24 protein-coding genes are annotated in these 24,028 nt (G+C 62.4%); 14 read left to right on the plus strand and 10 right to left on the minus strand.

Annotated features, from left to right (window positions below; translation table 11 throughout):
* Nucleotides 1-41: 41 nt before the first annotated feature.
* The 7 genes from LMH93_RS01310 to LMH93_RS01340 all read left to right on the plus strand — a co-directional run bounded on the left by LMH93_RS01310 (nucleotide 42) and on the right by LMH93_RS01340 (nucleotide 5,611).
* A complete protein-coding gene (locus LMH93_RS01310; protein ID WP_003255836.1) occupies nucleotides 42-680 on the plus strand; it encodes a peroxiredoxin in 639 nt (212 codons plus the stop codon).
* 218 nt (nucleotides 681-898) lie between these two features.
* Complete coding sequence (gene ssuE / locus LMH93_RS01315; RefSeq protein ID WP_003255835.1) at nucleotides 899-1,492, plus strand: NADPH-dependent FMN reductase; 594 nt, start codon at nucleotides 899-901, stop codon at nucleotides 1,490-1,492.
* 85 nt (nucleotides 1,493-1,577) lie between these two features.
* Complete coding sequence (locus tag LMH93_RS01320; RefSeq protein WP_004576375.1) at nucleotides 1,578-2,543, plus strand: sulfonate ABC transporter substrate-binding protein; 966 nt, start codon at nucleotides 1,578-1,580, stop codon at nucleotides 2,541-2,543.
* A 59-nt stretch (nucleotides 2,544-2,602) separates the two neighbouring features.
* Nucleotides 2,603-3,751: an FMNH2-dependent alkanesulfonate monooxygenase gene (gene ssuD / locus LMH93_RS01325; protein ID WP_230064782.1), complete on the plus strand. Its 1,149-nt coding sequence runs from the start codon at nucleotides 2,603-2,605 to the stop codon at nucleotides 3,749-3,751.
* A 10-nt stretch (nucleotides 3,752-3,761) separates the two neighbouring features.
* Nucleotides 3,762-4,559 carry an aliphatic sulfonate ABC transporter permease SsuC gene (gene ssuC / locus LMH93_RS01330; protein ID WP_003255831.1) on the plus strand — a complete coding sequence of 266 codons (798 nt, stop codon included), beginning with the start codon at nucleotides 3,762-3,764 and terminating at the stop codon, nucleotides 4,557-4,559.
* Nucleotides 4,556-5,368, plus strand: coding sequence for an aliphatic sulfonates ABC transporter ATP-binding protein (gene ssuB / locus LMH93_RS01335; protein WP_230064783.1), 813 nt, complete (start codon nucleotides 4,556-4,558; stop codon nucleotides 5,366-5,368). The genes ssuC and ssuB overlap by 4 nt, the downstream gene beginning before the upstream one ends.
* 27 nt (nucleotides 5,369-5,395) lie before the next feature.
* Nucleotides 5,396-5,611, plus strand: a complete 216-nt coding sequence (locus tag LMH93_RS01340) for a TOBE domain-containing protein (protein WP_003255829.1) — start codon at nucleotides 5,396-5,398, stop codon at nucleotides 5,609-5,611.
* Nucleotides 5,612-5,758: 147 nt separating this feature from the next.
* Here LMH93_RS01340 and LMH93_RS01345 read toward each other — a convergent pair whose 3' ends face one another.
* The 4 genes from LMH93_RS01345 to LMH93_RS01360 all read right to left on the minus strand — a co-directional run bounded on the left by LMH93_RS01345 (nucleotide 5,759) and on the right by LMH93_RS01360 (nucleotide 10,829).
* Nucleotides 5,759-6,391 carry a TetR/AcrR family transcriptional regulator gene (locus LMH93_RS01345; RefSeq protein ID WP_070096094.1) on the minus strand — a complete coding sequence of 211 codons (633 nt, stop codon included), beginning with the start codon at nucleotides 6,389-6,391 and terminating at the stop codon, nucleotides 5,759-5,761.
* Nucleotides 6,391-7,968 carry a glutamate--cysteine ligase gene (gshA, locus tag LMH93_RS01350; protein ID WP_029611781.1) on the minus strand — a complete coding sequence of 526 codons (1,578 nt, stop codon included), beginning with the start codon at nucleotides 7,966-7,968 and terminating at the stop codon, nucleotides 6,391-6,393. Before gshA ends, LMH93_RS01345 begins: the two co-directional genes overlap by 1 nt.
* A 153-nt stretch (nucleotides 7,969-8,121) precedes the next feature.
* Nucleotides 8,122-8,505, minus strand: a complete 384-nt coding sequence (locus tag LMH93_RS01355) for a PaaI family thioesterase (RefSeq protein WP_003255824.1) — start codon at nucleotides 8,503-8,505, stop codon at nucleotides 8,122-8,124.
* Nucleotides 8,505-10,829 carry a Tex family protein gene (locus LMH93_RS01360; protein ID WP_060538958.1) on the minus strand — a complete coding sequence of 775 codons (2,325 nt, stop codon included), beginning with the start codon at nucleotides 10,827-10,829 and terminating at the stop codon, nucleotides 8,505-8,507. Before LMH93_RS01360 ends, LMH93_RS01355 begins: the two co-directional genes overlap by 1 nt.
* 217 nt (nucleotides 10,830-11,046) lie before the next feature.
* Between LMH93_RS01360 and ompR the strand changes: the two genes are divergently transcribed.
* Together ompR and LMH93_RS01370 are read left to right on the plus strand one after the other, a co-directional pair.
* A complete protein-coding gene (gene ompR, locus LMH93_RS01365) occupies nucleotides 11,047-11,787 on the plus strand; it encodes an osmolarity response regulator transcription factor OmpR (RefSeq protein WP_003255821.1) in 741 nt (246 codons plus the stop codon).
* Between the two features lie 13 nt (nucleotides 11,788-11,800).
* Nucleotides 11,801-13,114 carry an ATP-binding protein gene (locus LMH93_RS01370; RefSeq protein WP_003255819.1) on the plus strand — a complete coding sequence of 438 codons (1,314 nt, stop codon included), beginning with the start codon at nucleotides 11,801-11,803 and terminating at the stop codon, nucleotides 13,112-13,114.
* A gap of 97 nt (nucleotides 13,115-13,211) precedes the next feature.
* Here LMH93_RS01370 and rimK read toward each other — a convergent pair whose 3' ends face one another.
* Nucleotides 13,212-14,117 (minus strand): 30S ribosomal protein S6--L-glutamate ligase, encoded by a 906-nt coding sequence (gene rimK, locus LMH93_RS01375; RefSeq protein ID WP_003255817.1) that lies wholly within the window; start codon nucleotides 14,115-14,117, stop codon nucleotides 13,212-13,214.
* Entirely contained in the window at nucleotides 14,114-14,596 is a 483-nt protein-coding gene (rimB, locus tag LMH93_RS01380; protein ID WP_004576370.1) for a retropepsin-like aspartic endopeptidase RimB, read from the minus strand. Before rimB ends, rimK begins: the two co-directional genes overlap by 4 nt.
* 109 nt (nucleotides 14,597-14,705) lie before the next feature.
* Here rimB and LMH93_RS01385 point away from each other — a divergent pair, with 109 nt between their 5' ends.
* Complete coding sequence (locus tag LMH93_RS01385) at nucleotides 14,706-15,107, plus strand: RNA-binding S4 domain-containing protein (protein WP_003255812.1); 402 nt, start codon at nucleotides 14,706-14,708, stop codon at nucleotides 15,105-15,107.
* A 27-nt stretch (nucleotides 15,108-15,134) separates the two neighbouring features.
* On the opposite strand, the gene LMH93_RS01390 is transcribed toward LMH93_RS01385, so the two are convergent.
* Complete coding sequence (locus LMH93_RS01390; protein WP_070096093.1) at nucleotides 15,135-15,929, minus strand: phosphatase PAP2 family protein; 795 nt, start codon at nucleotides 15,927-15,929, stop codon at nucleotides 15,135-15,137.
* Nucleotides 15,930-16,049: 120 nt separating this feature from the next.
* Between LMH93_RS01390 and hslO the strand changes: the two genes are divergently transcribed.
* From hslO to LMH93_RS01405, 3 genes are all read left to right on the plus strand, one after another.
* Complete coding sequence (gene hslO / locus LMH93_RS01395; RefSeq protein WP_003255808.1) at nucleotides 16,050-16,949, plus strand: Hsp33 family molecular chaperone HslO; 900 nt, start codon at nucleotides 16,050-16,052, stop codon at nucleotides 16,947-16,949.
* Nucleotides 16,950-17,128: 179 nt separating this feature from the next.
* Nucleotides 17,129-18,670 carry a phosphoenolpyruvate carboxykinase gene (locus LMH93_RS01400; RefSeq protein WP_003255806.1) on the plus strand — a complete coding sequence of 514 codons (1,542 nt, stop codon included), beginning with the start codon at nucleotides 17,129-17,131 and terminating at the stop codon, nucleotides 18,668-18,670.
* 283 nt (nucleotides 18,671-18,953) lie between these two features.
* Nucleotides 18,954-19,394, plus strand: coding sequence for an acyl-CoA thioesterase (locus LMH93_RS01405; protein ID WP_003255804.1), 441 nt, complete (start codon nucleotides 18,954-18,956; stop codon nucleotides 19,392-19,394).
* 56 nt (nucleotides 19,395-19,450) lie between these two features.
* Here LMH93_RS01405 and LMH93_RS01410 read toward each other — a convergent pair whose 3' ends face one another.
* The 3 genes from LMH93_RS01410 to fdhD form a co-directional block, all read right to left on the minus strand.
* Nucleotides 19,451-19,933 (minus strand): glycine zipper domain-containing protein, encoded by a 483-nt coding sequence (locus LMH93_RS01410; protein ID WP_064491775.1) that lies wholly within the window; start codon nucleotides 19,931-19,933, stop codon nucleotides 19,451-19,453.
* A 196-nt stretch (nucleotides 19,934-20,129) separates the two neighbouring features.
* Nucleotides 20,130-22,475 carry an FdhF/YdeP family oxidoreductase gene (locus tag LMH93_RS01415; protein ID WP_108191472.1) on the minus strand — a complete coding sequence of 782 codons (2,346 nt, stop codon included), beginning with the start codon at nucleotides 22,473-22,475 and terminating at the stop codon, nucleotides 20,130-20,132.
* A 5-nt stretch (nucleotides 22,476-22,480) separates the two neighbouring features.
* Nucleotides 22,481-23,311, minus strand: coding sequence for a formate dehydrogenase accessory sulfurtransferase FdhD (fdhD, locus tag LMH93_RS01420; protein WP_108191473.1), 831 nt, complete (start codon nucleotides 23,309-23,311; stop codon nucleotides 22,481-22,483).
* Between the two features lie 175 nt (nucleotides 23,312-23,486).
* On the opposite strand from fdhD, the gene lysM reads away from it, so the two are divergent.
* Nucleotides 23,487-23,927: a peptidoglycan-binding protein LysM gene (gene lysM / locus LMH93_RS01425; protein WP_010951629.1), complete on the plus strand. Its 441-nt coding sequence runs from the start codon at nucleotides 23,487-23,489 to the stop codon at nucleotides 23,925-23,927.
* The last annotated feature ends 101 nt before the right edge of the window (nucleotides 23,928-24,028 follow it).

A 24,028-nucleotide genomic window follows, 5' to 3' on the forward strand; every position in this document is an offset into this window, starting at 1 on the left:
GAGCCCATACGGTACAGAACCCAGCCCAGGAGCCGCAGCCCATGAGCCTCAAACTCGGCGATATCGCCCCCGATTTCGAACAGGATTCCAGCGAAGGCAAGATCCGCTTCCACGAGTGGCTGGGCAACAGCTGGGGGGTGTTGTTCTCCCACCCGGCCGACTTCACCCCGGTGTGCACCACCGAGTTGGGCCTGACCGCCAAGCTGAAGGACGAATTTGCCAAGCGCGGGGTCAAGGCCATCGCCCTGTCGGTGGACCCGGTCGACTCGCATCACAAGTGGATCGATGACATCAACGAAACACAGAATACCGTGGTCAACTTCCCGATCATTGCTGACGCTGACCGCAAGGTGTCCGACCTTTACGACCTGATCCACCCGAACGCCAGCGACACCCTGACCGTGCGCTCGCTGTTCATCATCGACCCGAATAAAAAGGTGCGCCTGACCATTACCTACCCGGCCAGTACCGGGCGCAACTTCAACGAAATTCTGCGGGTGATCGACTCGCTGCAGCTGACCGACAACCACAAGGTTGCCACACCGGGTAACTGGCAGGACGGCGATGAAGTGGTGATCGTGCCTTCGCTCAAAGACGAGGAGGAGATCAAGCAGCGCTTCCCCAAAGGTTACCGGGCGGTCAAACCCTATCTGCGCCTGACCCCTCAACCCAATCGTTAATGGATTCCTCGTTGCATTGCTCTTAGCCAAGCAGGGATTTTCGGGCCGTTTCGACGGCCCTTTTTTATGCCTGTAAAAAACTGTGGGAGCGGGCGCGCCCGCGAGGAGGGCTTTATGGGTAAAGACAATAATGGAATAAACAAATGAAAAAATATGATTTCTAGATATATGTAGCAGCTGTTAATGTCTCCTCCAACAGAACACAAGGAAGCGCAGCAATGCTGGTCGTCTCAATCGGTGGTAGCCCAAGTCTCCGTTCACGCTCCGGCGTGCTGCTCGAGCGTTCGCGCCAGTGGCTGCAGGATCGCGGCGTTGAAGTGGTGACATTCCAAGTGCGTGACTTTCCCGCCGAAGACCTGCTGCATGCCCGTTTCGACAGCCCGCATGTGCAACACTTTCAGCAGCTGGTGGCCCAGGCCGATGGCCTGATCGTCTCCACCCCGGTGTACAAGGCTTCGTTTTCCGGTGCCCTGAAAACCTTGCTTGACCTGCTGCCCGAGCGCGCCCTGGCCCACAAGATCGTGTTGCCCATCGCCACTGGCGGCAGCATCGCCCACATGCTGGCGGTGGATTACGCATTGAAGCCGGTGCTGTCGGCACTCAAGGCACAAGAGACCCTGCAAGGGATCTTTGCCGACGACAGCCAGGTGGCTTACGCAGAAGGTACAAAGCCCGCGCAGTTGGTACAGGCGCTGGAAGAACGCCTGCACGACTCGCTGGAAACCTTCCACGTCGCCCTGGCCCGTCGGCCTCGCCCCGTGGCCCCTGGCGTACTGAACGAACGTCTGATCAGCGCTCGCTGGAGCATCTGAACGGCATTACCCGCTTCACCACCTTACTCGCCCGTCAACGAGGCAAGCAGGTGCAACCCGAACCCCATTCGCACAGGAGAGCGCCATGCGCACAGTCTTCTTGCGTCGTGGTCTGGTCGCCCTGTTTGCGGCGGCTGTGTCCTTCGGCGCCATTACCCAAGCCCAGGCCGAGAGCCTGCGTATCGGTTACCAGAAATACGGCACCTTGGTGCTGCTCAAGGCCAAGGGCACGCTGGAGAAGCGTCTGGCCGAGCAGGGAGTACAGGTGCAATGGACCGAATTCCCCGGCGGCCCGCAGCTGCTTGAAGGGCTGAACGTCGGCTCCATCGATTTCGGCGTAACCGGCGAGACGCCTCCTGTGTTCGCTCAGGCCGCTGGCGCCGACCTGCTCTACGTGGCCTACGAGCCGCCAGCGCCGCACAGCGAAGCGATCCTGGTGCCCAAGGGCTCGCCGATCCAGTCGGTGAAGGACCTCAAGGGTAAAAAGGTCGTCCTCAACAAAGGCTCCAACGTGCACTACCTGCTGGTCCGCGCCCTGGAAGACGCCGGCCTCAAGTACAGCGACATCCAGCCTGTCTACCTACCGCCAGCCGACGCCCGCGCCGCCTTCGAGCGCGGCAGCGTGGATGCCTGGGTGATCTGGGACCCTTACCAGGCCGCCGCCGAGCAGCAGCTGCAAGCGCGCACCCTGCGTGACGGCAAGGGCCTGGTCGACAACCACCAGTTCTACCTCGCCACCCGCAACTATGCGACACAGCACCCAGCGGTGATCAACACCGTGATCGAGGAAGTGCGCGCCGTGGGTGAATGGTCCCAGGCCAACCCGCAAGAGGTGACCGACCAGGTTGCCCCGCTGCTCGGCCTGCCTGCCGGCATCACCCTGACCTCTGTCAAACGCCAAGGCTACGGCGCTGCGCCGCTGACCCCGGACGTGGTGGCCGCGCAGCAGAAGATCGCCGACACGTTCCAGGCGCTGAAGCTTATTCCCAAGCCGCTGAGCATCAAGGACGTGATCTGGACACCCCCTGCCAAAGTCGCTAGCGCGCCTTGATTGACTGCCAGTGCCGGGGCGCCGCTCCGGCTAGAGCCACCCTTGAGGAGACGACTCCAATGAGCCTTAACATTTTCTGGTTCCTCCCAACCCACGGTGACGGCAAGTACCTGGGCACTTCCGAAGGCGCACGTGCGGTCGACCACGGTTACCTGCAGCAGATCGCGCAGGCTGCTGACCGCCTTGGTTTTGGTGGGGTGCTGATCCCGACCGGGCGTTCCTGCGAGGACTCCTGGCTGGTGGCCGCGTCGCTGATCCCCGTGACCCAGCGCCTGAAGTTCCTTGTAGCCCTGCGCCCGGGCATCATTTCGCCGACCGTGGCAGCACGTCAGGCGGCCACCCTCGATCGCTTGTCCAATGGCCGTGCGCTATTCAACCTGGTGACCGGTGGTGATCCGGACGAGCTGGCGGGTGACGGCCTGCACCTGAACCACCAGGAGCGCTACGAAGCCTCGGTCGAGTTCACCCGTATCTGGCGCAAGGTGCTGGAAGGCGAAAACGTCGATTACGACGGTAAGCACATCCAGGTAAAAGGCGCCAAGCTGCTCTACCCGCCGATTCAGCAACCACGCCCATCGCTGTATTTCGGCGGCTCGTCCGAGGCCGCTCAGGACCTGGCGGCCGAGCAGGTCGAGCTGTACTTGACCTGGGGCGAGCCACCGGCAGCCGTTGCCGAGAAGATCGCACAGGTGCGCGAAAAAGCGGCTGCTCAAGGGCGCGAAGTACGCTTCGGTATCCGCCTGCACGTGATCGTGCGGGAAACCAACGAAGAGGCTTGGGCCGCCGCCGAGCGCCTGATCTCGCACCTGGACGATGACACCATCTCCCGCGCCCAGGCCTCGCTGGCGCGTTTCGATTCGGTGGGCCAGCAACGCATGGCTGCCCTGCACGGCGGCAACCGCGACAACCTGGAGGTCAGCCCCAACCTGTGGGCAGGTGTTGGCCTGGTACGGGGCGGCGCGGGTACCGCGCTGGTGGGCGACGGCCCGACCGTGGCAGCACGGGTCAAGGAATATGCCGACTTGGGCATCGATACCTTCATCTTCTCGGGTTATCCACATCTGGAAGAGTCTTACCGCGTGGCGGAGCTGCTGTTCCCGCACCTTGATGTGCAGCGCCCAGAGCAGCCGAAAGCCGGAGGTTATGTAAGCCCGTTCGGCGAGATGGTGGCCAACGACATCCTGCCCAAATCTGTGTCGCAGAGCTGAGGGCCTGGCCATGAGTCGTGCAACTTCTTCCAACCTGACCCAGCGCCTGGCGCCGTGGGCGCTGCCGGTGCTGCTGTTGGCCATATGGCAACTGGCCGTCAGCGCCGGCTGGCTGTCGACGCGTATCCTGCCGGCACCTAGCGCAGTGGTAAGCGCTGGCGTCGAGCTGGTACGCAGCGGCGAAATCTGGACCCACCTGGCCATCAGCGGCTGGCGTGCAGGCCTGGGTTTTGTCATCGGCGGCAGCATCGGCCTGGTACTGGGCTTCATCACTGGCCTGTCGAACTGGGGCGAACGCCTGCTCGACAGCTCGGTACAGATGATCCGCAACGTGCCGCACCTCGCGCTGATCCCGTTGGTGATTCTGTGGTTCGGTATCGACGAATCGGCAAAGATCTTTCTGGTCGCGCTGGGCACGTTGTTCCCGATCTACCTGAACACCTACCACGGCATTCGCAACGTTGACCCAGCGTTGGTGGAAATGGCGCGCAGTTACGGCTTGTCCGGCTTCGGCCTGTTCCGCCAGGTGATCCTGCCGGGGGCGCTGCCTTCGATCCTGGTGGGCGTGCGTTTCGCCTTGGGCTTCATGTGGCTGACGCTGATTGTTGCCGAAACCATTTCGGCCAACGCTGGCATCGGTTACCTGGCAATGAATGCTCGCGAATTTCTTCAAACCGACGTGGTAGTGCTGGCCATCGTCCTGTATGCCGTACTCGGCAAGCTTGCCGACCTTGCGGCCCGGGGCCTGGAGCGCGTGTGGTTGCGCTGGCACCCGGCCTATCAAGTTGCCAGGAAGGAGGGCGCATGACCGTGCTCAAGGAACAGCCACCACGCCTGCTGCGTGGCACCCCGCTGGCCTCCAAGGGCCTGCGCAAGACTTTTGGTCAACGCGAAGTTCTGAAGGGTATCGACCTGCACATTCCGGCCGGCCAGTTCGTGGCCATCGTCGGCCGCAGCGGCTGCGGCAAGAGCACTTTGCTGCGGCTGCTGGCCGGGCTGGACCAGCCCACCGCCGGGCAACTACTGGCGGGTGCCGCGCCGCTGGAAGAGGCCCGTGAAGAAACCCGCCTGATGTTCCAGGACGCGCGGCTGCTGCCGTGGAAAAAGGTGATCGACAACGTTGGCCTTGGGCTGTCTGGTGACTGGCGACAGCGTGCACTGGAGGCCTTGGATGCGGTTGGCCTGGCCGACCGCGCCAACGAATGGCCGGCAGCGCTCTCGGGAGGCCAGAAGCAGCGCGTGGCTTTGGCCCGAGCCTTGATTCACCAGCCCCGCCTGCTGCTGCTGGACGAGCCACTGGGGGCGCTGGATGCATTGACCCGCATCGAGATGCAGCAACTGATCGAACGCCTGTGGCGTCAGCACGGCTTCACTGTGCTGCTGGTGACCCACGACGTCAGCGAGGCGGTTGCCGTGGCTGACCGGGTGATCCTGATTGAGGACGGCGAGGTCGGGCTCGTCCTCACTGTTGACCTGGCACGGCCCCGGGCGCGTGGTTCGCACCGTCTGGCCGTGCTGGAAAGCGAAGTGCTCAACCGTGTTCTGTCCACCCCGGGCACTGCGCCCGAGCCGGATCCTGTAGCCCCTCTGCCCACGCAACTGCGCTGGGCACACTGAATCCCAAAAGCCAAAAGGAAGCAAACCATGACTATCAAAGCCATCAATGTTCGCAACCAGTTCAAAGGTACTGTGAAAGAAATCCTCGAAGGCCCGGTACTGTCGGAAATCGACGTGCAGACGGCTTCGGGTATCGTCACTTCGGTGATTACCACCCGTTCCGTGCGTGAGCTGGAGTTGCAGGTGGGCAGTGAAGTGATTGCCTTTGTGAAGTCGACTGAAGTGTCTATCGCCAAGCTGTGATGCGGCGGGTCGATATTGGGGCTGCTTTGCAGCCCTTCGCGGGTGAACCCGCTCCTACGTCGACCGCGCACCAGCAAACCTCAGGGTTAACGCGGGGCGTGTAGGAGCGGGTTCACCCGCGAAGGGCGCGCAACGCGGCCCCACGATTCAGCGGGAACGCTTGGCCAGAAACGGCGGCAGGTACAACCCTAGATACGCCTCGAACACCCGCTTGCCTTCCTCGGCCATGCGCAGGGTGATCGCCTCGTGCAACTGCACTGACCGCGCATACACCCGGTCGCTCAATTCCATGGCCAAGGCAAACACGTCCACATCCAGTGGCATCACCGGCAGGTGAAAATGCTGGTCGAACAACGTGTGCATCAAGTCGCCCAGTTCCATGTCGTGCTGCCGGTCGGCCTGCACCACCTCGCTCAGGCCATGCTGCGCCAGGATCAACTGCCGCGCCGCTGCATCCTCGTTATAGATATCAAGCATGCGTTGTTCGATCAGCCGTGACAGTTCGTGCCAGGTGCTGAGCGCGCTGCTGTCGATCGGTGCGCTCAGGGCTTCGCGAAACGCCCGGTGCACATCTGCAGTAAGTGCCTCCAGCAAGGCCGGCACGCTGGCGAAAAAGTGATACACCGACGAAGGCGGAATCTGCGCCCGCTCGGCCACGCTGTAGATAGACAGTGCTGCCACCCCTTGCTCGGCCAACAGCTCACGCGCAGCCGCCAGGATCGCCTCGATCCTGGCCTGGCTGCTGGCGCGCGGTTTGCGCGGGGTGGCGGTGCGGTTCATCAGCTGCTGATTGCCAGGATGCTGGCCTGGTAGGCGCCGACGAACAGGTCGAAATCACCGACTTCGTCTCGCTCCAGCTCGGACTGCCTGGCGAGCGACTCTCGGGCCAGCGTCTCGAATGCTTGCTGCTTTTCGTTGCTTAGCGGTTGCTCGCGGAAAGTCTCGGCGTGCACACGGCTCTGGCGCAGCGAGAACTGGACGAAACTCTCGTCATGCTCGGTCATGCGTGCCAGCACCTGGGCCGACGGGGTCAGCGAGGTGTCGTCGACCTTGGCCTGCTGCGCATCCAGGGCCTTGGCGTGCTCATCAGAACCTTGCGCCTGGTCGAGCAGATTGGCCAATTGGCGGATACGCTCGATCAGCTCGCTGGCCCAGTCTTTCAGGCTGATCGGCTGGCCATTGCGGTGCAACTCCAGGCCCGGACGACGACCTTCCTTGACCACGGTCAGGAAGTTGCTGGTGCACTGGCCGCACTCACCGTTGTCCAGTTGCGGGCTGTCTTCCAAGGCGCAGAACAGCAGGAATGCGTCGAGGAAGCGCGCCTCGGTCAGGTCGATACCGACCGGCAGGAACGGGTTGATGTCCAGGCAACGCACTTCCACATACTGCACGCCCCGCGAGGTCAGAGCCTGGATCGGCCGCTCGCCGGTGTAGGTGACGCGCTTGGGGCGGATGTTCGAGTAGTACTCGTTTTCGATCTGCAGAATGTTGGTGTTCAGCTGAACCCACTCGCCATCCACATGCGTGCCGATTTCAACGTAAGGCGGGTAGGGCGTGCCAACGGCCTTGCGCAGGCTGTCGGTGTAGCTGGCCAGGTTGTTGTAGCAGGGCGTCAGGCCGGCCTGGGCGTTGCTCTGGTAACCCAGGTCGCTCATGCGCAGGCTGGTGGCATAAGGCAGGAACAGGGTTTCGGCATCCAGCTCTTCGAGCTGGTGCGGGCGGCCACGCAGGAAGCCTTTGTCCAGGGCCGGCGAGGCGCCGAACAGGTACATCAGCAGCCAGCTGTAGCGGCGGAAGTTACGAATCAGCGCGATGTAGGCCGACGACTGGTAGTCGCGGTCATTTTCCGTACTGCCTTCGGCTTCGCGCAGCAGTGGCCAAAGCGCTTCGGGCAGCGAGAAGTTGTAATGAATACCGGCGATGCACTGCATGGTGCGGCCGTAACGCAGGGCCAGGCCCTTGCGGTAGACGTGTTTGAGCTTGCCGATATTCGAGCTGCCGTACTCGGCGATCGGGATGTCCTCCTCGGCCGGCAGCGTGCACGGCATCGACGGGCTCCACAGGTATTCGTCGCCCAGCTTGCTGTAGACGAAACGGTGGGTCTCTTCGAGGCTTTCGAGCACCTTGGCAGGATCGGCCAGGGCCGGGGTGATGAACTCCAGCAGCGACTCGGAATAGTCGGTGGTGATCTGCTCGTTGGTCAGCGCCGATCCCAGTGCTTCCGGGTGCGGGGTCTGGGCCAGGCGACCTTCATCGGTCACGCGCAGGCATTCGCGCTCAATACCGTGCAGGCACTGCTTGAGCAGGGGGAGATTGGCGCCGAGCAGGCTCAGGCGGCGGTTGAGGAGTTCGCTCAAGATGTATTCCTTCACGCGTCAGTCGCCCCAATATGGGGGTAGAGATAACGGTCTACAAGGGTAGGAAGAAAGGAACTGGCGTTGTCGCCTGGTTTACGCGGTTCCAGCAGTGCCAGCGCACTGCTGAAAATACCGCAGATACTGCTTGGTGAGCTAGAGAACCGCGAAGGTTCCTTGCGCTTTGGCCACCAGCTTGTCGCCCTGAACTACGTCGGCGTCGACCACCAGGGTGCGCCGCCCGGCGTGCAGCACGCGGGCGGTGCACAGCACTTCGCCGTCGCTGACGGCACGCATGTAGTTGATCTTGCACTCGATGGTGACGCTTTGCTGGTCAAAGCCATGGCTGGCCGAGCAGGCCAGGCCCATGGCGATATCCACCAGGCTGAAGATCGCCCCGCCGTGCAGCTTCTGGCCACGGTTGCGCAACTGGGGCTCCAGCGCCAGGGCTACCTCGGCAACACCTGTGTCCAGGTGTTGCAGGCGGCAGCCCAGCAGTTGGCTGAAGGCGCTTTCGACGTATTCGCGTGGTACGTCCATTACTTCTTCTTCAATTGCTTGGCGTTGGCGAACAGCGAGGCCATGGCGTTGTTGGTCGGCGCAGCCGTGGCGGTTTCACGCTGGCGCGGTGCCTGCTGCTGGCGGCTGCCACCATTGCCGCGGTTACCACCGCGGTTGCCTTCGACCTTCTCGCCCGGGGTGTCGCTCATGCGCATGGACAGGCCGACGCGTTTGCGCGGGATGTCCACTTCCATGACCTTGACCTTGACCACATCGCCGGCCTTGACCGCTTCACGCGGGTCTTTGACGAACTTCTCCGACAGCGCCGAGATATGCACCAGGCCATCCTGGTGTACGCCGATGTCGACGAAGGCACCGAAGTTGGTAACGTTGGTCACCACGCCTTCGAGGATCATGCCCGGTTCCAGGTCCTTGAGGTCTTCGACGCCGTCCTGGAAGGTGGCGGTCTTGAACTCCGGACGCGGGTCGCGGCCGGGCTTGTCCAGCTCTTGCAGGATGTCGGTGACAGTTGGCAGGCCGAAGGTTTCGTCGGTGAACTTTTTCGGGTCCAGGCGCTTGAGGAAGCTGCTGTCACCAATCAGCGAGCGGATGTCGCGGTCGGTATCGGCAGCAATGCGCTGCACCAGCGGGTAAGCCTCAGGGTGTACCGCAGAGGCGTCCAGTGGGTTGTCGCCGTTCATCACACGCAGGAAGCCGGCGGCCTGCTCGAAGGTTTTCTCACCCAGGCGGCTGACCTTTTTCAGCGCTGCACGGGTGGCAAACGGACCATTGGCATCGCGGTGGGCGACGATGTTCTGTGCCAGCGTGGTATTGAGGCCGGAGATGCGCGTCAGCAGCGCCACCGAAGCGGTGTTCACGTCCACGCCCACGGCGTTCACACAGTCCTCGACCACCGCGTCCAGGCCACGTGCCAGTTTCAGCTGGGACACGTCGTGCTGGTACTGGCCGACACCGATGGATTTCGGATCGATCTTCACCAGTTCGGCAAGCGGATCCTGCAGGCGACGGGCGATCGACACGGCGCCGCGGATCGACACGTCCAGGTCCGGGAACTCGCGGGCGGCCAGTTCCGATGCCGAGTACACCGAAGCACCGGCTTCGGAGACCATGATCTTGGTGATTTTCAGGGCTGGATATTTCTTGACCAGCTCGGCCACCAGCTTGTCGCTTTCGCGGCTGGCGGTACCGTTGCCGATGGCGATCAGCTCCACCGAGTGTTTGGCGCACAGTGCGGCCATGATGGAAATGGTGCGGTCCCAGTCGTTCTTCGGCGCGTGCGGGTAGACCGTGGTGTGGTCCAGCAGTTTGCCGGTTGCGTCGACCACGGCGATCTTGCAGCCCGTGCGCAGGCCTGGGTCGAAGCCCAGGGTGGCGCGCGGACCGGCCGGGGCGGCCAGCAGCAGATCGTGCAGGTTGTGGGCGAACACGTTGATCGCCTCGCCTTCGGCATTGTCACGCAGCTCGCCGAACAGGTCGGTCTCCAGGTGGGTGTACAGCTTGACCTTCCAGGTCCAGCGCACCACTTCTCCCAGCCACTTGTCGGCGGGTCGGCTGCGGTTTTCGATGCCGACGTGGTTGCCGATCATCAGTTCGCACGGGTGCAGGGTGCCGGGCAGTTCTTCGCCGACCTTCAGCGAGACGCTCAACACGCCTTCGTTGCGCCCGCGGAAGATCGCCAAGGCACGGTGCGATGGCGCCGTGCGCAGCAGCTCGTCATGAGCGAAGTAGTCGCGGAACTTGGCGCCTTCTTCTTCCTTGCCAGCCACGACGCGGGCGCTGAGCACGGCTTCCTGCTTGAGATAGCTGCGCAGCTTGTCGAGCAGGGCGGCGTCTTCGGCAAAGCGCTCCATCAGGATGTATTTGGCGCCTTCCAGCGCGGCCTTGACGTCGGCCACGCCCTTTTCGACGTTGACGAAGCGTGCGGCTTCGCTTTCCGGGGCCAGGGTCGGGTCGTTGAACAGGCCATCGGCCAGTTCGCCGAGGCCGGCTTCCAGGGCGATCTGGCCCTTGGTGCGGCGTTTCTGCTTGTAGGGCAGGTAAAGGTCTTCGAGGCGGGTCTTGGTGTCGGCCAGCTTGATCTCGCGGGCCAGTTCCGGGGTCAGCTTGCCCTGTTCCTCGATACTGGAAAGGATGCTGGCGCGGCGCTCGTCGAGTTCGCGCAGGTAGCGCAGGCGCTCTTCCAGGTGGCGCAACTGAGTGTCGTCAAGGCTACCGGTCACTTCCTTGCGGTAGCGGGCGATGAAGGGCACGGTCGAGCCTTCGTCCAACAGGCTCACGGCCGCCTCGACCTGCTGCGGGCGTACGCCCAGTTCCTCGGCGATACGGCTGTTGATGCTGTCCATGTAAACCACCTGACATTTGTGAATACGGGGGTCGCCTGTGGGCTTTTTGCCCGGCGGCGCTGGATGAAAGCCGCGCATTATACCCATCGCAAACGGCTTGCGGTGATGGCGCCCGGCCAGCCGGAACTGGCGCCGGGGGAAAAATCTGCTAACAATGCTCACGCAACGTGCAGCAATGGCTACGCCATAATGCGCGGCGATATCAGAGGAGTTATTCATGACCGGCACGCCAAACACCGCTGAAGGTGACAAGATTCTCATCGTCGACGACGATCCGGGGCTTAGCAGCCTGCTGGAACGTTTCTTCACCAGCAAGGGCTACCGTGCCCGTGCAGTGCCCAACACCGAGCAGATGGATCGCCTGCTGCAGCGCGAGGTGTTCAACCTGGTGGTGCTCGACCTGATGCTGCCAGGCGAGGATGGTCTGTCCGCCTGCAAGCGCCTGCGCCAGCAGAACAACCAGATCCCGATCATCATGCTGACCGCCAAGGGCGACGAGCTCAGCCGCATCAAGGGCCTGGAGCTGGGCGCCGACGACTACCTGGGCAAACCGTTCAACCCGGACGAACTGATGGCCCGGGTCAAGGCGGTGCTGCGTCGCCAGGCGCCGAGCGTGCCGGGAGCGCCGGGCAGCGAAGACGAGTCGGTCACCTTCGGCGACTATGAACTGTCGCTGGCCACCCGCGAGCTCAAGCGCGGCAACGAAGTGCACATGCTCACCACCGGCGAGTTCGCCGTGCTCAAGGCCCTGGTGATGCACGCCCGTGAGCCGTTGACCCGTGACAAGCTGATGAACCTGGCGCGCGGCCGCGAATGGGATGCGCTGGAGCGCTCCATCGATGTGCAGATCTCACGCCTGCGTCGCATGATCGAGCCGGACCCGTCCAAGCCGCGTTACATCCAGACCGTCTGGGGCGTCGGCTACGTGTTCGTACCGGACGGAAACGCCGGAAAATGATGCCTGAACGTCGATGAAAACACCGCTCTGGTTTCCGCAAAGTTTCTTCGCCCGCACCCTGTGGCTGGTGTTGATCGTCGTTCTGTTCTCCAAGGCGCTGACCCTGGTCTACCTGCTGATGAACGAGGACGTGCTGGTCGACCGTCAGTACAGCCATGGTGTAGCGCTGACCTTGCGCGCCTATTGGGCCGCCGACGAAGAAAACCGCGACAAGATCGCCGAGGCGGCAGGCCTTATCCGGGTGACCGGCTCGGGTGTGCCCGAAGGCGAGCAGCATTGGCCCTACAGTGAAATCTACCAACGGCAGATGCAGGCCGAGCTGGGTGACGACACCGAAGTGCGGCTGCGCATTCATGCACCGCCCGCGTTGTGGGTCAATGCGCCAAGCCTGGGGCCGGGTTGGCTGAAAGTGCCGCTGTACCCGCACCCATTGCGTGGGCAGAAGATCTGGAACGTGCTGGGCTGGTTCCTGGCCATTGGCTTGTTGTCCACAGCATCGGCGTGGATTTTTGTGCGTCAGCTCAACCAGCCGCTCAAACGCTTGGTGTTCGCCGCCCGCCAGCTTGGCCAGGGGCGCAGTGTGCGCCTGCCGATCAGCGATACCCCCAGCGAGATGACCGAGGTGTACAAGGCGTTCAACCAGATGGCCGAGGATGTCGAGCAGGCCGGGCGCGAGCGCGAGTTGATGCTGGCCGGGGTTTCCCACGACTTGCGCACGCCACTGACGCGCCTGCGTCTGTCGCTGTCCTTGCTGAACAGCGACAACGAGCTGAGCGATGACATGGTTCGCGATATCGAGGACATGGACGCGATTCTCGATCAGTTCCTGGCCTTCATCCGCGATGGCCGTGACGAGCCGGTGGAGGAGGTCGACCTTGCTGACTTGGTGCGTGAGGTGGTGGCTCCGTACAACCAGCCGGAAGAGCGTGTGCGCCTGTGCCTGGAGCCGATTCCACCGTTCCCGCTGCGCCGGGTTTCGCTCAAGCGCATGCTGGGCAACCTGATCGGCAACGCCCTGCACCATGCTGGCAAGGGGGTCGAGGTGGCTGCCTATGTATCAGGTGATGAGAGTGCGCCGTATGTGGTGCTCAGTGTGCTGGACCGGGGCACCGGTATTGACGAGTCGGAGCTGGAAACCATTTTCAACCCGTTCATTCGCGGTGACCGGGCGCGGGGCGGCAAGGGCACCGGGTTGGGGTTGGCGATCGTGAAGCGGATTGCTGCGCAACATGGCGGGAACGTGGAGTTGCGTAACCGGTCTGGCGGCGGGATCGAGGCGCGGGTCAGGTTGCCGCTGGGGCTGCTGCTGCCGCGTAATGCTGTGTGAGGCTCACTGGCCTCTTCGCGGTTAAAGTCGCTCCTACAGGGATTGTGCAGTACCTGTGGCAGCGGCTTAGCCGCGAAGAGGCGGGCACAGGCTTGAATCAGCCTTTGCCCTTGGTCCGGGTCTGATTGGGCCCGCCATTCTTCTCCAGGTGCTCGATGATCATCCCGGCGACGTTCTTGCCGGTGGTGACTTCAATGCCCTCCAGCCCTGGCGACGAGTTTACCTCCATCACCAACGGCCCGTGGTTGGAACGCAGGATATCCACACCCGCCACGCTCAACCCCATCACCTTGGCCGCCCGGATGGCGGTGATGCGCTCTTCTGGGGTGATTTTTATCAGGCTGGCGACGCCACCCCGGTGCAGGTTGGAGCGGAACTCGCCCGGTTTGGCCTGACGCTTCATCGAGGCAATCACTTTGTCGCCTACCACGAAGCATCGGATATCTGCGCCACCGGCCTCCTTGATGTACTCCTGCACCATGATGTTCTGCTTGAGGCCCATGAACGCTTCGATCACCGACTCGGCCGCCTGGGGCGTTTCGCACAGCACCACGCCAATGCCCTGGGTGCCTTCCAGTACCTTGATCACCAGCGGGGCACCGTTGACCATCTGGATCAAGTCGGGGATGTCATCCGGCGAGTGGGCGAAACCGGTGATCGGCAAGCCGATGCCGCGCCGCGACAACAGCTGCAACGAGCGCAGCTTGTCGCGCGAGCGGGCAATGGCTACCGACTCGTTGAGCGGGTAGACGCCCATCATTTCGAACTGGCGCAGCACCGCGCAGCCATAGAACGTAACCGAAGCACCTATGCGCGGGATCACGGCATCGAAGCCTTCCAGCGGCTTGCCGCGGTAGTGGATCTGCGGCTTGTGGCTGGCAATGTTCATGTATGCCCGCAGGGTATCGATCACCACCATTTCGTGGCCACGCTGGGTACCGGCTTCGACCAGGCGGCGGGTGGAATACAGACGCGGATTGCGCGACAGCACAGCGATCTTCATGCAGCACCTGTGACAGGGGAAAGGGTGGCCGGGAAGGCCGGTTTGTCTTGTACGTATTTCAGGCCTGGGTTCACTACCAGCTGGCCGTGAATCAGGGCCTTGGAGCCAAGCAACAGGCGGTAGCGCATGTTCTTGCGGCAGGCCAGGGTGAACTCCACCTCCCACACACCATCACCCAGCGCCAGTGACGTGCGGATGACGTAGCGGGTCTGGGCGTGGCCGTTGGAGCTTTTGATGGTCTTCATCGTCACCAACGGTGCCTCGCAGCGGCGGTGGCGCAACTGCACCACCGAGCCCAGGTGCGCAGTGAAGCGAACCCAGGGCTGGCCGTCGCGCTCGAAGGGTTCCACTTCGGTGGCATGCAGGCTCGACGTGCTGGCACCGGTGTCGATCTTGGCGCGCAGCCCGGCCACGCCGAGGTCAGGCAGGGCGACCCACTCGCGCAGGCCGATCACAGTCAAATGGTCAAATGTCTTCACGAAGCGCACCCTGCGAATGAGGTGGAGAACTTTAAGCACGGCGGGGACTTTTTGCATCCGTATGTGAAGGTAGTACAGTTCGATGAAAGACAGAATCCGAGGTAACGGGATGGCACAAAAAGCCGAAGACGACGACAAGGTTCGCCTGGACAAATGGTTGTGGGCGGCGCGCTTCTACAAGACGCGAGCGCTGGCCAAGGCGGCGATCGAGAGTGGCAAGGTGCATTGCCGGGGCGAGCGTTGCAAGCCGGGCAAAGAGCCGCGGGTGGGCGACGAGTTCGTACTGCGTACCGGCTTCGATGAGCGCACGGTGGTGGTGAAGGCGCTGTCGGTGGTGCGTCGTGGTGCCCCAGAGGCGCAGGCGTTGTACGAGGAAACCGAAGAAAGTGTGCGTCGCCGTGAACAGGCGGCTGAGATGCGTAAGGCCGGGGCCATGGGCGTGACCACCGATGGCCGGCCGACCAAGAAGCAGCGGCGGCAGATTCACCAGCTGCATGGAAGTTACGATTGAATGGGGCTGCTGCGCAGCCCCAGGAATCTAGCGCAACACCGCCATTCGTCCGACCAGCGGTAACGTGGACAGCAGCTTGAACAACGGCGCTGTCCAGCGCATCAACGCCTCGCTGCCTTTGGCCGCCAGGGGCGTGTAGTAGCTCCAGCCCAACGCCAGTACGGCCATCAGCAAGCCGCCGATGTAGTCGTCCTGCCCCCAGTGGGCACCGGCCACCAGGCGCGGCAGCATGAACAGCGCTGCGAGCCCCCAGACCACCAGGTATTGCATAAGGCGGCGGCTGAACACGCTCATGAACAGCGCCCAGATCAGCAGCACCGAGGCGTGATCACCCGGGAAACTTTTGCTGGAACGGTCCTTGAGTTCCCAGGCCGCCTCCAGGGTCGGGTAATAGTCACTCAGGTGCACGACGTCGTCGAAGATCATCGATGGGCTCTTGTGTTGCCACCCGGCTGCATCCACCCACTTGGAAAACAGCGCGCGAATCACCACTAAGAGGAGTAGCGTGACCAGAAAGCCGAAAAATGCCTGGCGAACCTGAGCGGCCTTGAACACCCAGTCACCACGAATGAGCACAGCGAGCAGGATCAGGCCGACGACGATGTCGAACGGGCGTAGGCTGCCGATGGTCCAGATGTAGCGCCAGGTGGTGCTATCGGCCAGCGGCGCGTTCAGGCTGCGGAACAGCCACTCGTCGAAAGTCAGGCACAGGATCTGGCCAAAAGGCCATAACCAGAAACACAGTAGAGCGATGGGAAGCAGCGTACAGGCTGCCAATGGTCCCCAGGACCACCTTGCTTGGAACAGTGGTCGATTGTCCATAAAATACCTCTATTGCAAACAGGAATCGGAGCGCCTTGTGAGCGCTCTGTCACGGGTTCTCGCCGATTCTCGACAACCCTTGTAACCATTTTGTCATCATTTTTTAGATAGCCGAAACCTATGAGCGATTTGCCTGATACAGATTTCACCCAACGTTTCCTCTTCGACGAGCGCGATGTGCGCGGCGAGTGGGTGTCTCTCGATGACAGCTACGCCGCAGTGTTGGCGCGTCATGAGTACCCTCAGCCGGTCAAGGTGCTGCTCGGTGAGTTGATGGCCGCCACCGCCTTGCTGGTGGGTGCGATGAAGTTCGATGGCTTGCTGATTCTGCAGGCGCGTTCGGCTGGGCCGATTCCGCTGCTGATGGTGGAATGCTCCAGCGACCGCGAGATCCGCGGCATGGCCCGCTACGAAGCGGACCAGATTTCGGCTGATGCCACCCTGTCGCAGCTGATGCCCGACGGCCACCTGACCCTGACCATCGACCCGGTCAAGGGCCAGCGCTATCAGGGGACCGTCGACCTCGATGGCGCCAACCTGTCGGAATGTTTCACCAGCTACTTCGTCCAGTCGCAGCAGCTCAATACCCGTTTCTGGCTCAATGCCGCAGGCGGCAAGGCCCGTGGGCTGTTGCTGCAGCAACTGCCGCGTGATCGCCAGCCGGATGATGAAGAGCGTGAAGACAGCTGGCAGCACGTGGTGGCCCTGGCCAAGACGCTCAAGCCTGAAGAGTGGACAGAGGGCAACGAAACCCTGCTGCACCGCCTGTACCACGAAGACGCCGTGCGCCTGTTCGATATCCAGCCACTGCGCTTCAATTGCAGCTGTTCGCGGGAACGCTCCGGCAATGCGCTGGTCAGTCTGGGCGAACACGACGCCAAGGCGCTGGTGGACGAATGTGGCGGGACGGTAGAGATCGATTGCCAGTTCTGCAACGAGCGCTACTTCTTCGATGCCAGCGATGTGGCGCAACTGTTTGCGGGTGGCGGTACTGACGTGGCCTCAGAAACTCGTCACTGAAACGTTAAATCACAGGATAATCTCCTGTCGAATTGCGCAAAAGCGCAGTTCTGACAGGAGGGGCCTACTTTTTTTGGGCGTTTCTGGCATAATCCGGCCACTTTTTTCGCTGTAGTAGTTTTTTCAAGACAACTACAAAACGTTTGGAGCACTCGGCCTCGGGCCGGATGGGGTATCTCATGACGCAAGCCAACAACACCGTGTACACCGACCTGAGCGTCGATGAGCTGGTAAAAGAAGCGCTGCAACGCGGTGAAGGCGTACTAGCCGATACTGGCGCACTGGTCGTGGAGACTGGTCACCGTACTGGCCGCTCGCCGGCTGACCGTTTCATCGTCGAAGAACCTTCCACCCAGGACGCCATTTCCTGGGGCCCGATCAACCGCAAGTTCCCGGCTGACAAGTTCGATGCCCTGTGGGCTCGCGTCGAGGCGTTCAACAACGCCCAGGATCACTTCGTTTCCTATGTTCACGTAGGGGCCGCAGCCGAGCACTACCTGCCGGTGAAGATGACCACCCAGACTGCCTGGCAGAACCTGTTCGGTCGTTGCCTGTTCATCAACCCGGAGCAGTTCAACCCGGCTGGCCGCGACCAGTGGCAGATCCTCAACGTCGCCAACTTCGTGTGCGAGCCTGAGCGTGACGGCACCAACTCCGACGGTTGCGTGATCATCAACTTCGCCCAGAAGAAAGTGCTGATCGCTGGCATGCGCTACGCCGGCGAAATGAAGAAAGCCATGTTCTCGGTGCAGAACTTCCTGCTGCCGGCTGCCGACGTACTGCCAATGCACTGCGCAGCCAACATCGGCGAAGAAGGCGATGTGACCTTGTTCTTCGGCCTGTCCGGTACTGGCAAGACCACCCTTTCGGCTGACGAAAGCCGTTACCTGATCGGTGACGACGAGCACGGTTGGGGCGAAGGCGTTGTCTTCAACATGGAAGGCGGCTGCTACGCCAAGTGCATCGACTTGTCCGAAAAGAACGAGCCGGTCATCTGGAAAGCCATCAAGCACGGCGCAGTACTGGAAAACGTCGTTCTCGACGCCAACAAGCACGCCGACTACACCGACGTCAGCCTGACTCAGAACAGCCGTGCGGCCTACCCGCTGGAGCACGTTGCCAAGCGTTCGGAAGCGAACCTGGGCGGCGAGCCTAACGCAGTGATCTTCCTCACCTGCGACCTGACAGGTGTTCTGCCTCCGGTTTCGATCCTGAACAACGAGCAGGCGGCCTACCACTTCCTGTCCGGCTACACCGCGCTGGTCGGTTCCACTGAAATGGGCTCGGGCGGCGGCATCAAGTCGACCTTCTCCACCTGCTTCGGCGCACCGTTCTTCCCGCGTCCGGCTGGCGAGTACGCTGAGCTGCTGATCAAGCGTATCAATGGTTTCAACTCCAAGGTCTACCTGGTCAACACCGGTTGGACTGGTGGTGGCTACGGCGTTGGCAAGCGCTTCAGCATCCCCACCACCCGTGCCGTGATCGCTGCCATCCAGAGCGGCGCATTGGTCGGTGCCGAAACCGAGCACCTGGACATCATCAACCTGGACGTGCCGAAGGCCGTTCCGGGCGTTGAAACCGAACTGCTCAACCCGCGCACCAACTGGGCTGACAAAGCGGCCTACGACGAGGCTGCCAAAGGTCTGGCCAAGCTGTTCATCGAAAACTTCAAGAAGTTCGAAGTTTCCGACGCCATCAAAGCCGCTGGCCCGCAGCTGTAAGCCGAGCCCAGCCGCAACGAGAAAGCCGCCCCCAGGGGCGGCTTTTTTGTGGATGCGGGATTACCCGCGAAAAGGCTGGACGTGCTGGCCAATTTCCACCCGTGGTTCACCGTCGCAGCCGCCATCGTATTCGCGGGTAAACCCGCTCCTACACACTGATCGGTGGTGGGCGCAGGCCGTCGTGTAGGAGCGGGTTTACCCGCGAAGGGGCCCGCATAGGCAGCGAAAGTCTGGTTTTTCTGTTTCACTGTCAGCATCCATTGCGAAGACAAGAGCCAGCCAGATGACCGAAGCCCCTCAGCGCACTGCCTTCTCCCACTTCCACCCGATCCTTACCCGCCCCCAGGACAACGACCTGAACGGCCACATCGCCGGTGCAACGGTGCACGGTTTTTTTGAAACCGCGATCCAGGCGTTTCTCGTCGAGCAGGCCGAACTGGACCTGCGGCACGGTGAACTGGCCGCCTTCGTGGTCAGTTCGGCTGCGGATTTCTACGCGCTACCGGGCTTCCCGGATTTGTTGGAGGTGGGGTTGGGAGTGACGCGACTGGCGGGCAGCACGGTAGAGTACCGGCTGGCGCTGTATCGCCCGGGCGAACCGGAGGCGTGCGCAGCAGGCACGGTAGTGCAGGTGTTCATCGAGCGCGACAGTGGCCGGCCTGTGGCGTTGCCAGAGGCGCTGCAGGTGATTCTGTCCGGCCTCGTGCTGGAGCGGCAGGCATAAAAAAGCCCCGCTGGCAGGGGCGGGGCTTTTGTTGCCGGGGGCAGGGCCCTCAGGCATTAGTCGCGCCAGTGGCGCTTGTGCTTGCGGTGGCCATAGTGGTGACCACGGTCCCAGTGACGACGGTCGTCGTCGTAGCCGCGACGGTAGCGGCGATTTTCGTGGCGCTCGTCTTCGTCGGCCTTGTTGCCCATGTAGTTACCCAGCGCACCACCGGCGCCACCGCCGGCTGCTGCGCCAATGTAGCTACCGGTGGTGCCACCCACCGAGCGACCCACCACGTTACCGCCGGCAGCACCCAGCGCGCCGCCAATAGCAGCCTCACCGCGCTGGCGCTTGTCGGCACCCAATGCGCCGCCTGCCGCACCGCCCAGACCGGCACCAATGGCGCCGCCGGTGCTGCCACCGATGGAGTTGCCCACGACAGAGCCCAGTACCCCACCCAATGCGCCGCCAATGCCGGCCTCGGTGGTGCCGCCTGCCATGGCAACGCCGCTGAGCAAGCTGAAAGACAACAACAGAATCGAGGAGTACTTCTTCATCAAGAGAGCCTCATAGGGATGACGAGGCGAATTTGAGGCTAAGAGACTTGGCTGGCAACGGAAATCCGACGAGTAACACGAGTTGTACACAATTCTCTAACTTGCTGTATTTACTATGAAACTTTATCGTTTTTAGGCTGTCTGAGACCTTTATGACAAAGCCCTGAGCCGCCACGGAACAGGGCTTTTTTCATTTTTACAGGATACGCCCGTCCTCGCGCGCACGCTCCAGCTTGATGGCAATGAACTTCGATGTTGGCGTATGGCTACCAACACCAATGCTCTCCAGTGGCACCAGCGGGTTCACCTCCGGGTAATACGCCGCCGCCTGCCCGGCAGGTATGTCGAAGGCCAGCAGGGTAAAGCCTTGCACCCGGCGCACATGTTCATCCCCCCACAGCGAAACGATGTCGACCTTCTGCCCCGGCTGGAAGCCCAGGCGGATGATGTCGGCTTCGTTGGCGAACAGCACCTCGCGTTGGCCGCGCACACCGCGGTAGCGGTCGTCCAGGCCGTAGATAGTGGTGTTGTACTGATCGTGCGAGCGCATCGATTGCATGATCAAGTCTGGCAACTGGCCGCTGGCCCGTACGCGTTCGTCAAGCAGCGTGTCGGGCAGCAGGTTGGCCTTGAAGTTGGCGCGGCCGGTGCTGGTCGCCCATTCGCGGCTGGCCGCGCTGTTGCCCAGATAGAAGCCACCCGGATTACGTAGGCGCTGGTTAAAGCCGCTGAAACCGGCAATGGTATCGCCGATCAGATCGCGAATGCGGTCGTAGTCGGCCACCAGCCAGTGCCAGTCCACCGGTTGCTTGCCCAGCGTGGCGGCGGCGATGCCAGCGATCACTGCAGGTTCCGAGCGCATTTGCGTCGACAGCGGCTTCAGCTGGCCGTTGGAGGCGTGGACCATGCTGAACGAGTCTTCCACCGTGACTGCCTGCGGCCCGTCGGCCTGCAGGTCGATGTCGGTGCGGCCCAGGCACGGCAGGATCAGTGCCTGCTTGCCATGGACCAGGTGGCTACGGTTGAGCTTGGTGCTGATGTGCACGGTCAGCTCGCAGTTGCGCAGCGCCTGGGCGGTACGCTCAGTGTCGGGTGTGGCTTGGGCGAAGTTGCCGCCCAAGCCGATGAAAACCTTGGCCCGGCCATCGAGCATCGCGTGAATGGCTTCGACGGTGTTATGGCCATTGCGCCGCGGCACGGGGAAGCCAAAGCGCTTTTCGATGGCATCCAGCAGCGCCTCTGGCGGGCGCTCGTTGATGCCCATGGTGCGGTCACCCTGCACGTTGCTGTGGCCACGCACCGGGCACAGGCCGGCGCCGGGCACGCCGATGTTGCCACGCAGCATCTGCAGGTTGACGATTTCCTGAATGGTCGGCACCGAATGACGGTGTTGGGTGATGCCCATCGCCCAGCACATGATCACCCGCTTGCCACGGCAGTACATGCGCGCGGCCAGTTCGATATCGGCCAGGGGCAGGCCGGACTGTGCCTGGATGTGCGACCACGGCGTGGCGTCCACCACGGCCAGGTACTCATCGACGCCATGGCCATGTTCGGCGATGAAGGCGTGGTCGAACACGGCCGGTTCGCCGTTGGCCTGGGCTTCGCGTTCCCATTGCAGGGCGAACTTGGCCATGCCACGCAGCATCGCCATGTCGCCACCCAGGGCCGGGCGGAAGAAGGCGGTGTTGGTCGGACGGTCACTGTTGGTCAGCATTTCCAGTGGCTTCTGGGGGTGCTGGAAGCGCTCCAGACCACGCTCCTTGAGCGGGTTGATGCACACCACCTGGGCGCCACGTTTTACCGCATCGCGCAGTGGGTCGAGCATGCGCGGGTGATTGGTGCCGGGGTTCTGGCCCCAGACAAAAATAGAGTCGGCGTGCTCGAAGTCGTCGAAGGTGACGGTACCCTTGCCGACCCCGACGCTTTGCCCCAATGCCACGCCGCTGGCCTCATGGCACATGTTCGAGCAGTCAGGAAAGTTGTTGGTGCCGTAGGCGCGCACGAACAGTTGGTACAGGTACGCCGCTTCGTTGCTGGCACGTCCCGAGGTATAGAATTCGGCCTGGTCAGGGTTGGCCAGCTTGTTCAGTTCGCGGGCGATCAGGGCGAAGGCGGCATCCCAGCTGATCGGCAGGTAACGGTCGCTGGGTGCGTCGTAGACCATCGGTTCGGTCAGACGCCCTTGGTACTCCAACCAGTAGTCGCTCTGCTGCAGCAGCGAGGTGACGCTGTAACGGGCGAAGAAGGCTGCATCGACACGGCGCTTGGTAGCTTCCCAGTTCACCGCCTTGGCGCCGTTCTCGCAGAACTTGACCATGCCGCTTTCCGGCGAATCCCCCCAGGCGCAGCCGGGGCAGTCGAAGCCGCCGTTCTGGTTGGTCTTGAGCAGGGCGCGAATGTTCTTCAGCGCGTTATCGCTGCCGACCCATGCCTTGGCCACGCTACGCAGTGCGCCCCAACCGCCGGCGGGGCCGTGGTAGGGCTTGTAGCGAGGAGGGGAGGCTGGGGCGTTGTCCGGAAGAGGTTGGTACGAGGTCACGACTGTTACGACTCCGCCGCTGGGCTGTAGACCCGCGGTGCGCTGTGCTTGGGCAAATGGATAAGGTTGAGGTTGTGCTTGCGTGCCCATTGCAGGGCAAGGCCGGTGGGCGCTGACAGGCTGACCAGGGTCTGGATGCCGGCACGCAGTACTTTCTGGATCAGCTCCAGGCTGCAGCGGCTGGTGACGATGACCAAGCCACCCTGGCTGTCGATGTGTTGCCGCAGCAGGGCACCAATCAGTTTGTCGAGGGCGTTGTGCCGGCCGATGTCTTCGCGGCCGAGCAGCAGTTCGCCTTGGCGGTCCATGAACAGTGCTGCATGTACGGCGCCGCAATGCTGGCCCAGTGGCTGGAAGGCGTCGATGCGCTCGCGCAGGCCGACCAGCCACTGGGCCGGGGGCAGGGGCGCACCCGGCAACACGGCCAGATCCGGCAGCGCCTGCTCCAGGGCCTCGACCCCACACAGCCCGCAACCACTGGTGCCGGCCAGTTGGCGGCGCTGGTTTTTCAGGTTCCAGAACGCCCGGCTGGAGATTTCCAGGTCGGCGTACATTGCCGAGCCGCTGCCGGAGAGCTTGAGGTCGTAGATTTCTGCGGTGCCTTCGACAATGCCGCTGCCGACGCTGAAACCGACCGCGAAGTCTTCCAGATCGGTAGGACTGACCAGCATCACCGCCTGGTTGAGGCCGTTATAGACAATGGCCAGGGCCACTTCCTCGGCCAGCGGGGTGCTGTCGCGTTTGGCGTCGCTGAGCTGGACGTAATCGTAGGTGTTGCTGGCGGCGGGCATGGACAAGGGCGATGAGGCCGCGCAGACCGGAGGCTTGCTGTTCATCGGGGCGCTGAATACCGGCGGCTTTCTGATAGCACAAGCCTAGGCGTGCGGGCCGGCGGCGTCTAATCGCTAGGGTCTATGCCTTGATAGACCGCGTCGATTGGTCGCGCAGGGCGGGAGTGGTAAAGCTGGCCTAGACTCTTGTGTCCAAGGTTTCGTCAACAAGGAGAGCGCAATGAGCCTGTTCAGTTTCGTGAAGGAAGCCGGCGAGAAGTTGATCGACCTGCTGACCCCTGGCAACGCCAATGCCGAGGAGCAGCTTAAGAAACACGTGGAAGCTGTCGGCCTGGGCAACCCCAACATCACGGCCACTGTAGAAGGAGACAAGATCATCCTCAAGGGTGAAGTGGCCAGCCAGGAAGAGAAGGAGAAGATCATCCTGGCGGCGGGCAACATCAGCGGCGTGGCCAGTGTCGAGGACCAGATCACCGTGACCGGGCCGGTAGTCCAGGCGGCAAGGTTCGTCACTGTGAAGTCGGGCGACACACTTTCAGCCATTGCCATGGTCGTGTATGGCAATGCCAACCAGTACAACAAGATTTTCGAGGCCAACAAGCCGATGCTCAAGCACCCGGACAAGATCTATCCGGGGCAGGTGCTGCGTATTCCTGACTGATCGCTGAAGTCTGTGCCGGCCTCTTCGCGGGCATGCCCGCTCCCACAGGTTGAGCGCCCTCTCACGGCTGGCGCAGTATCTGTAGGAGCGGGTTCACCCGC

The organism is Pseudomonas sp. CIP-10 (assembly GCF_020911845.1).
Taxonomy (GTDB): Bacteria; Pseudomonadota; Gammaproteobacteria; order Pseudomonadales; family Pseudomonadaceae; genus Aquipseudomonas; species Aquipseudomonas alloputida.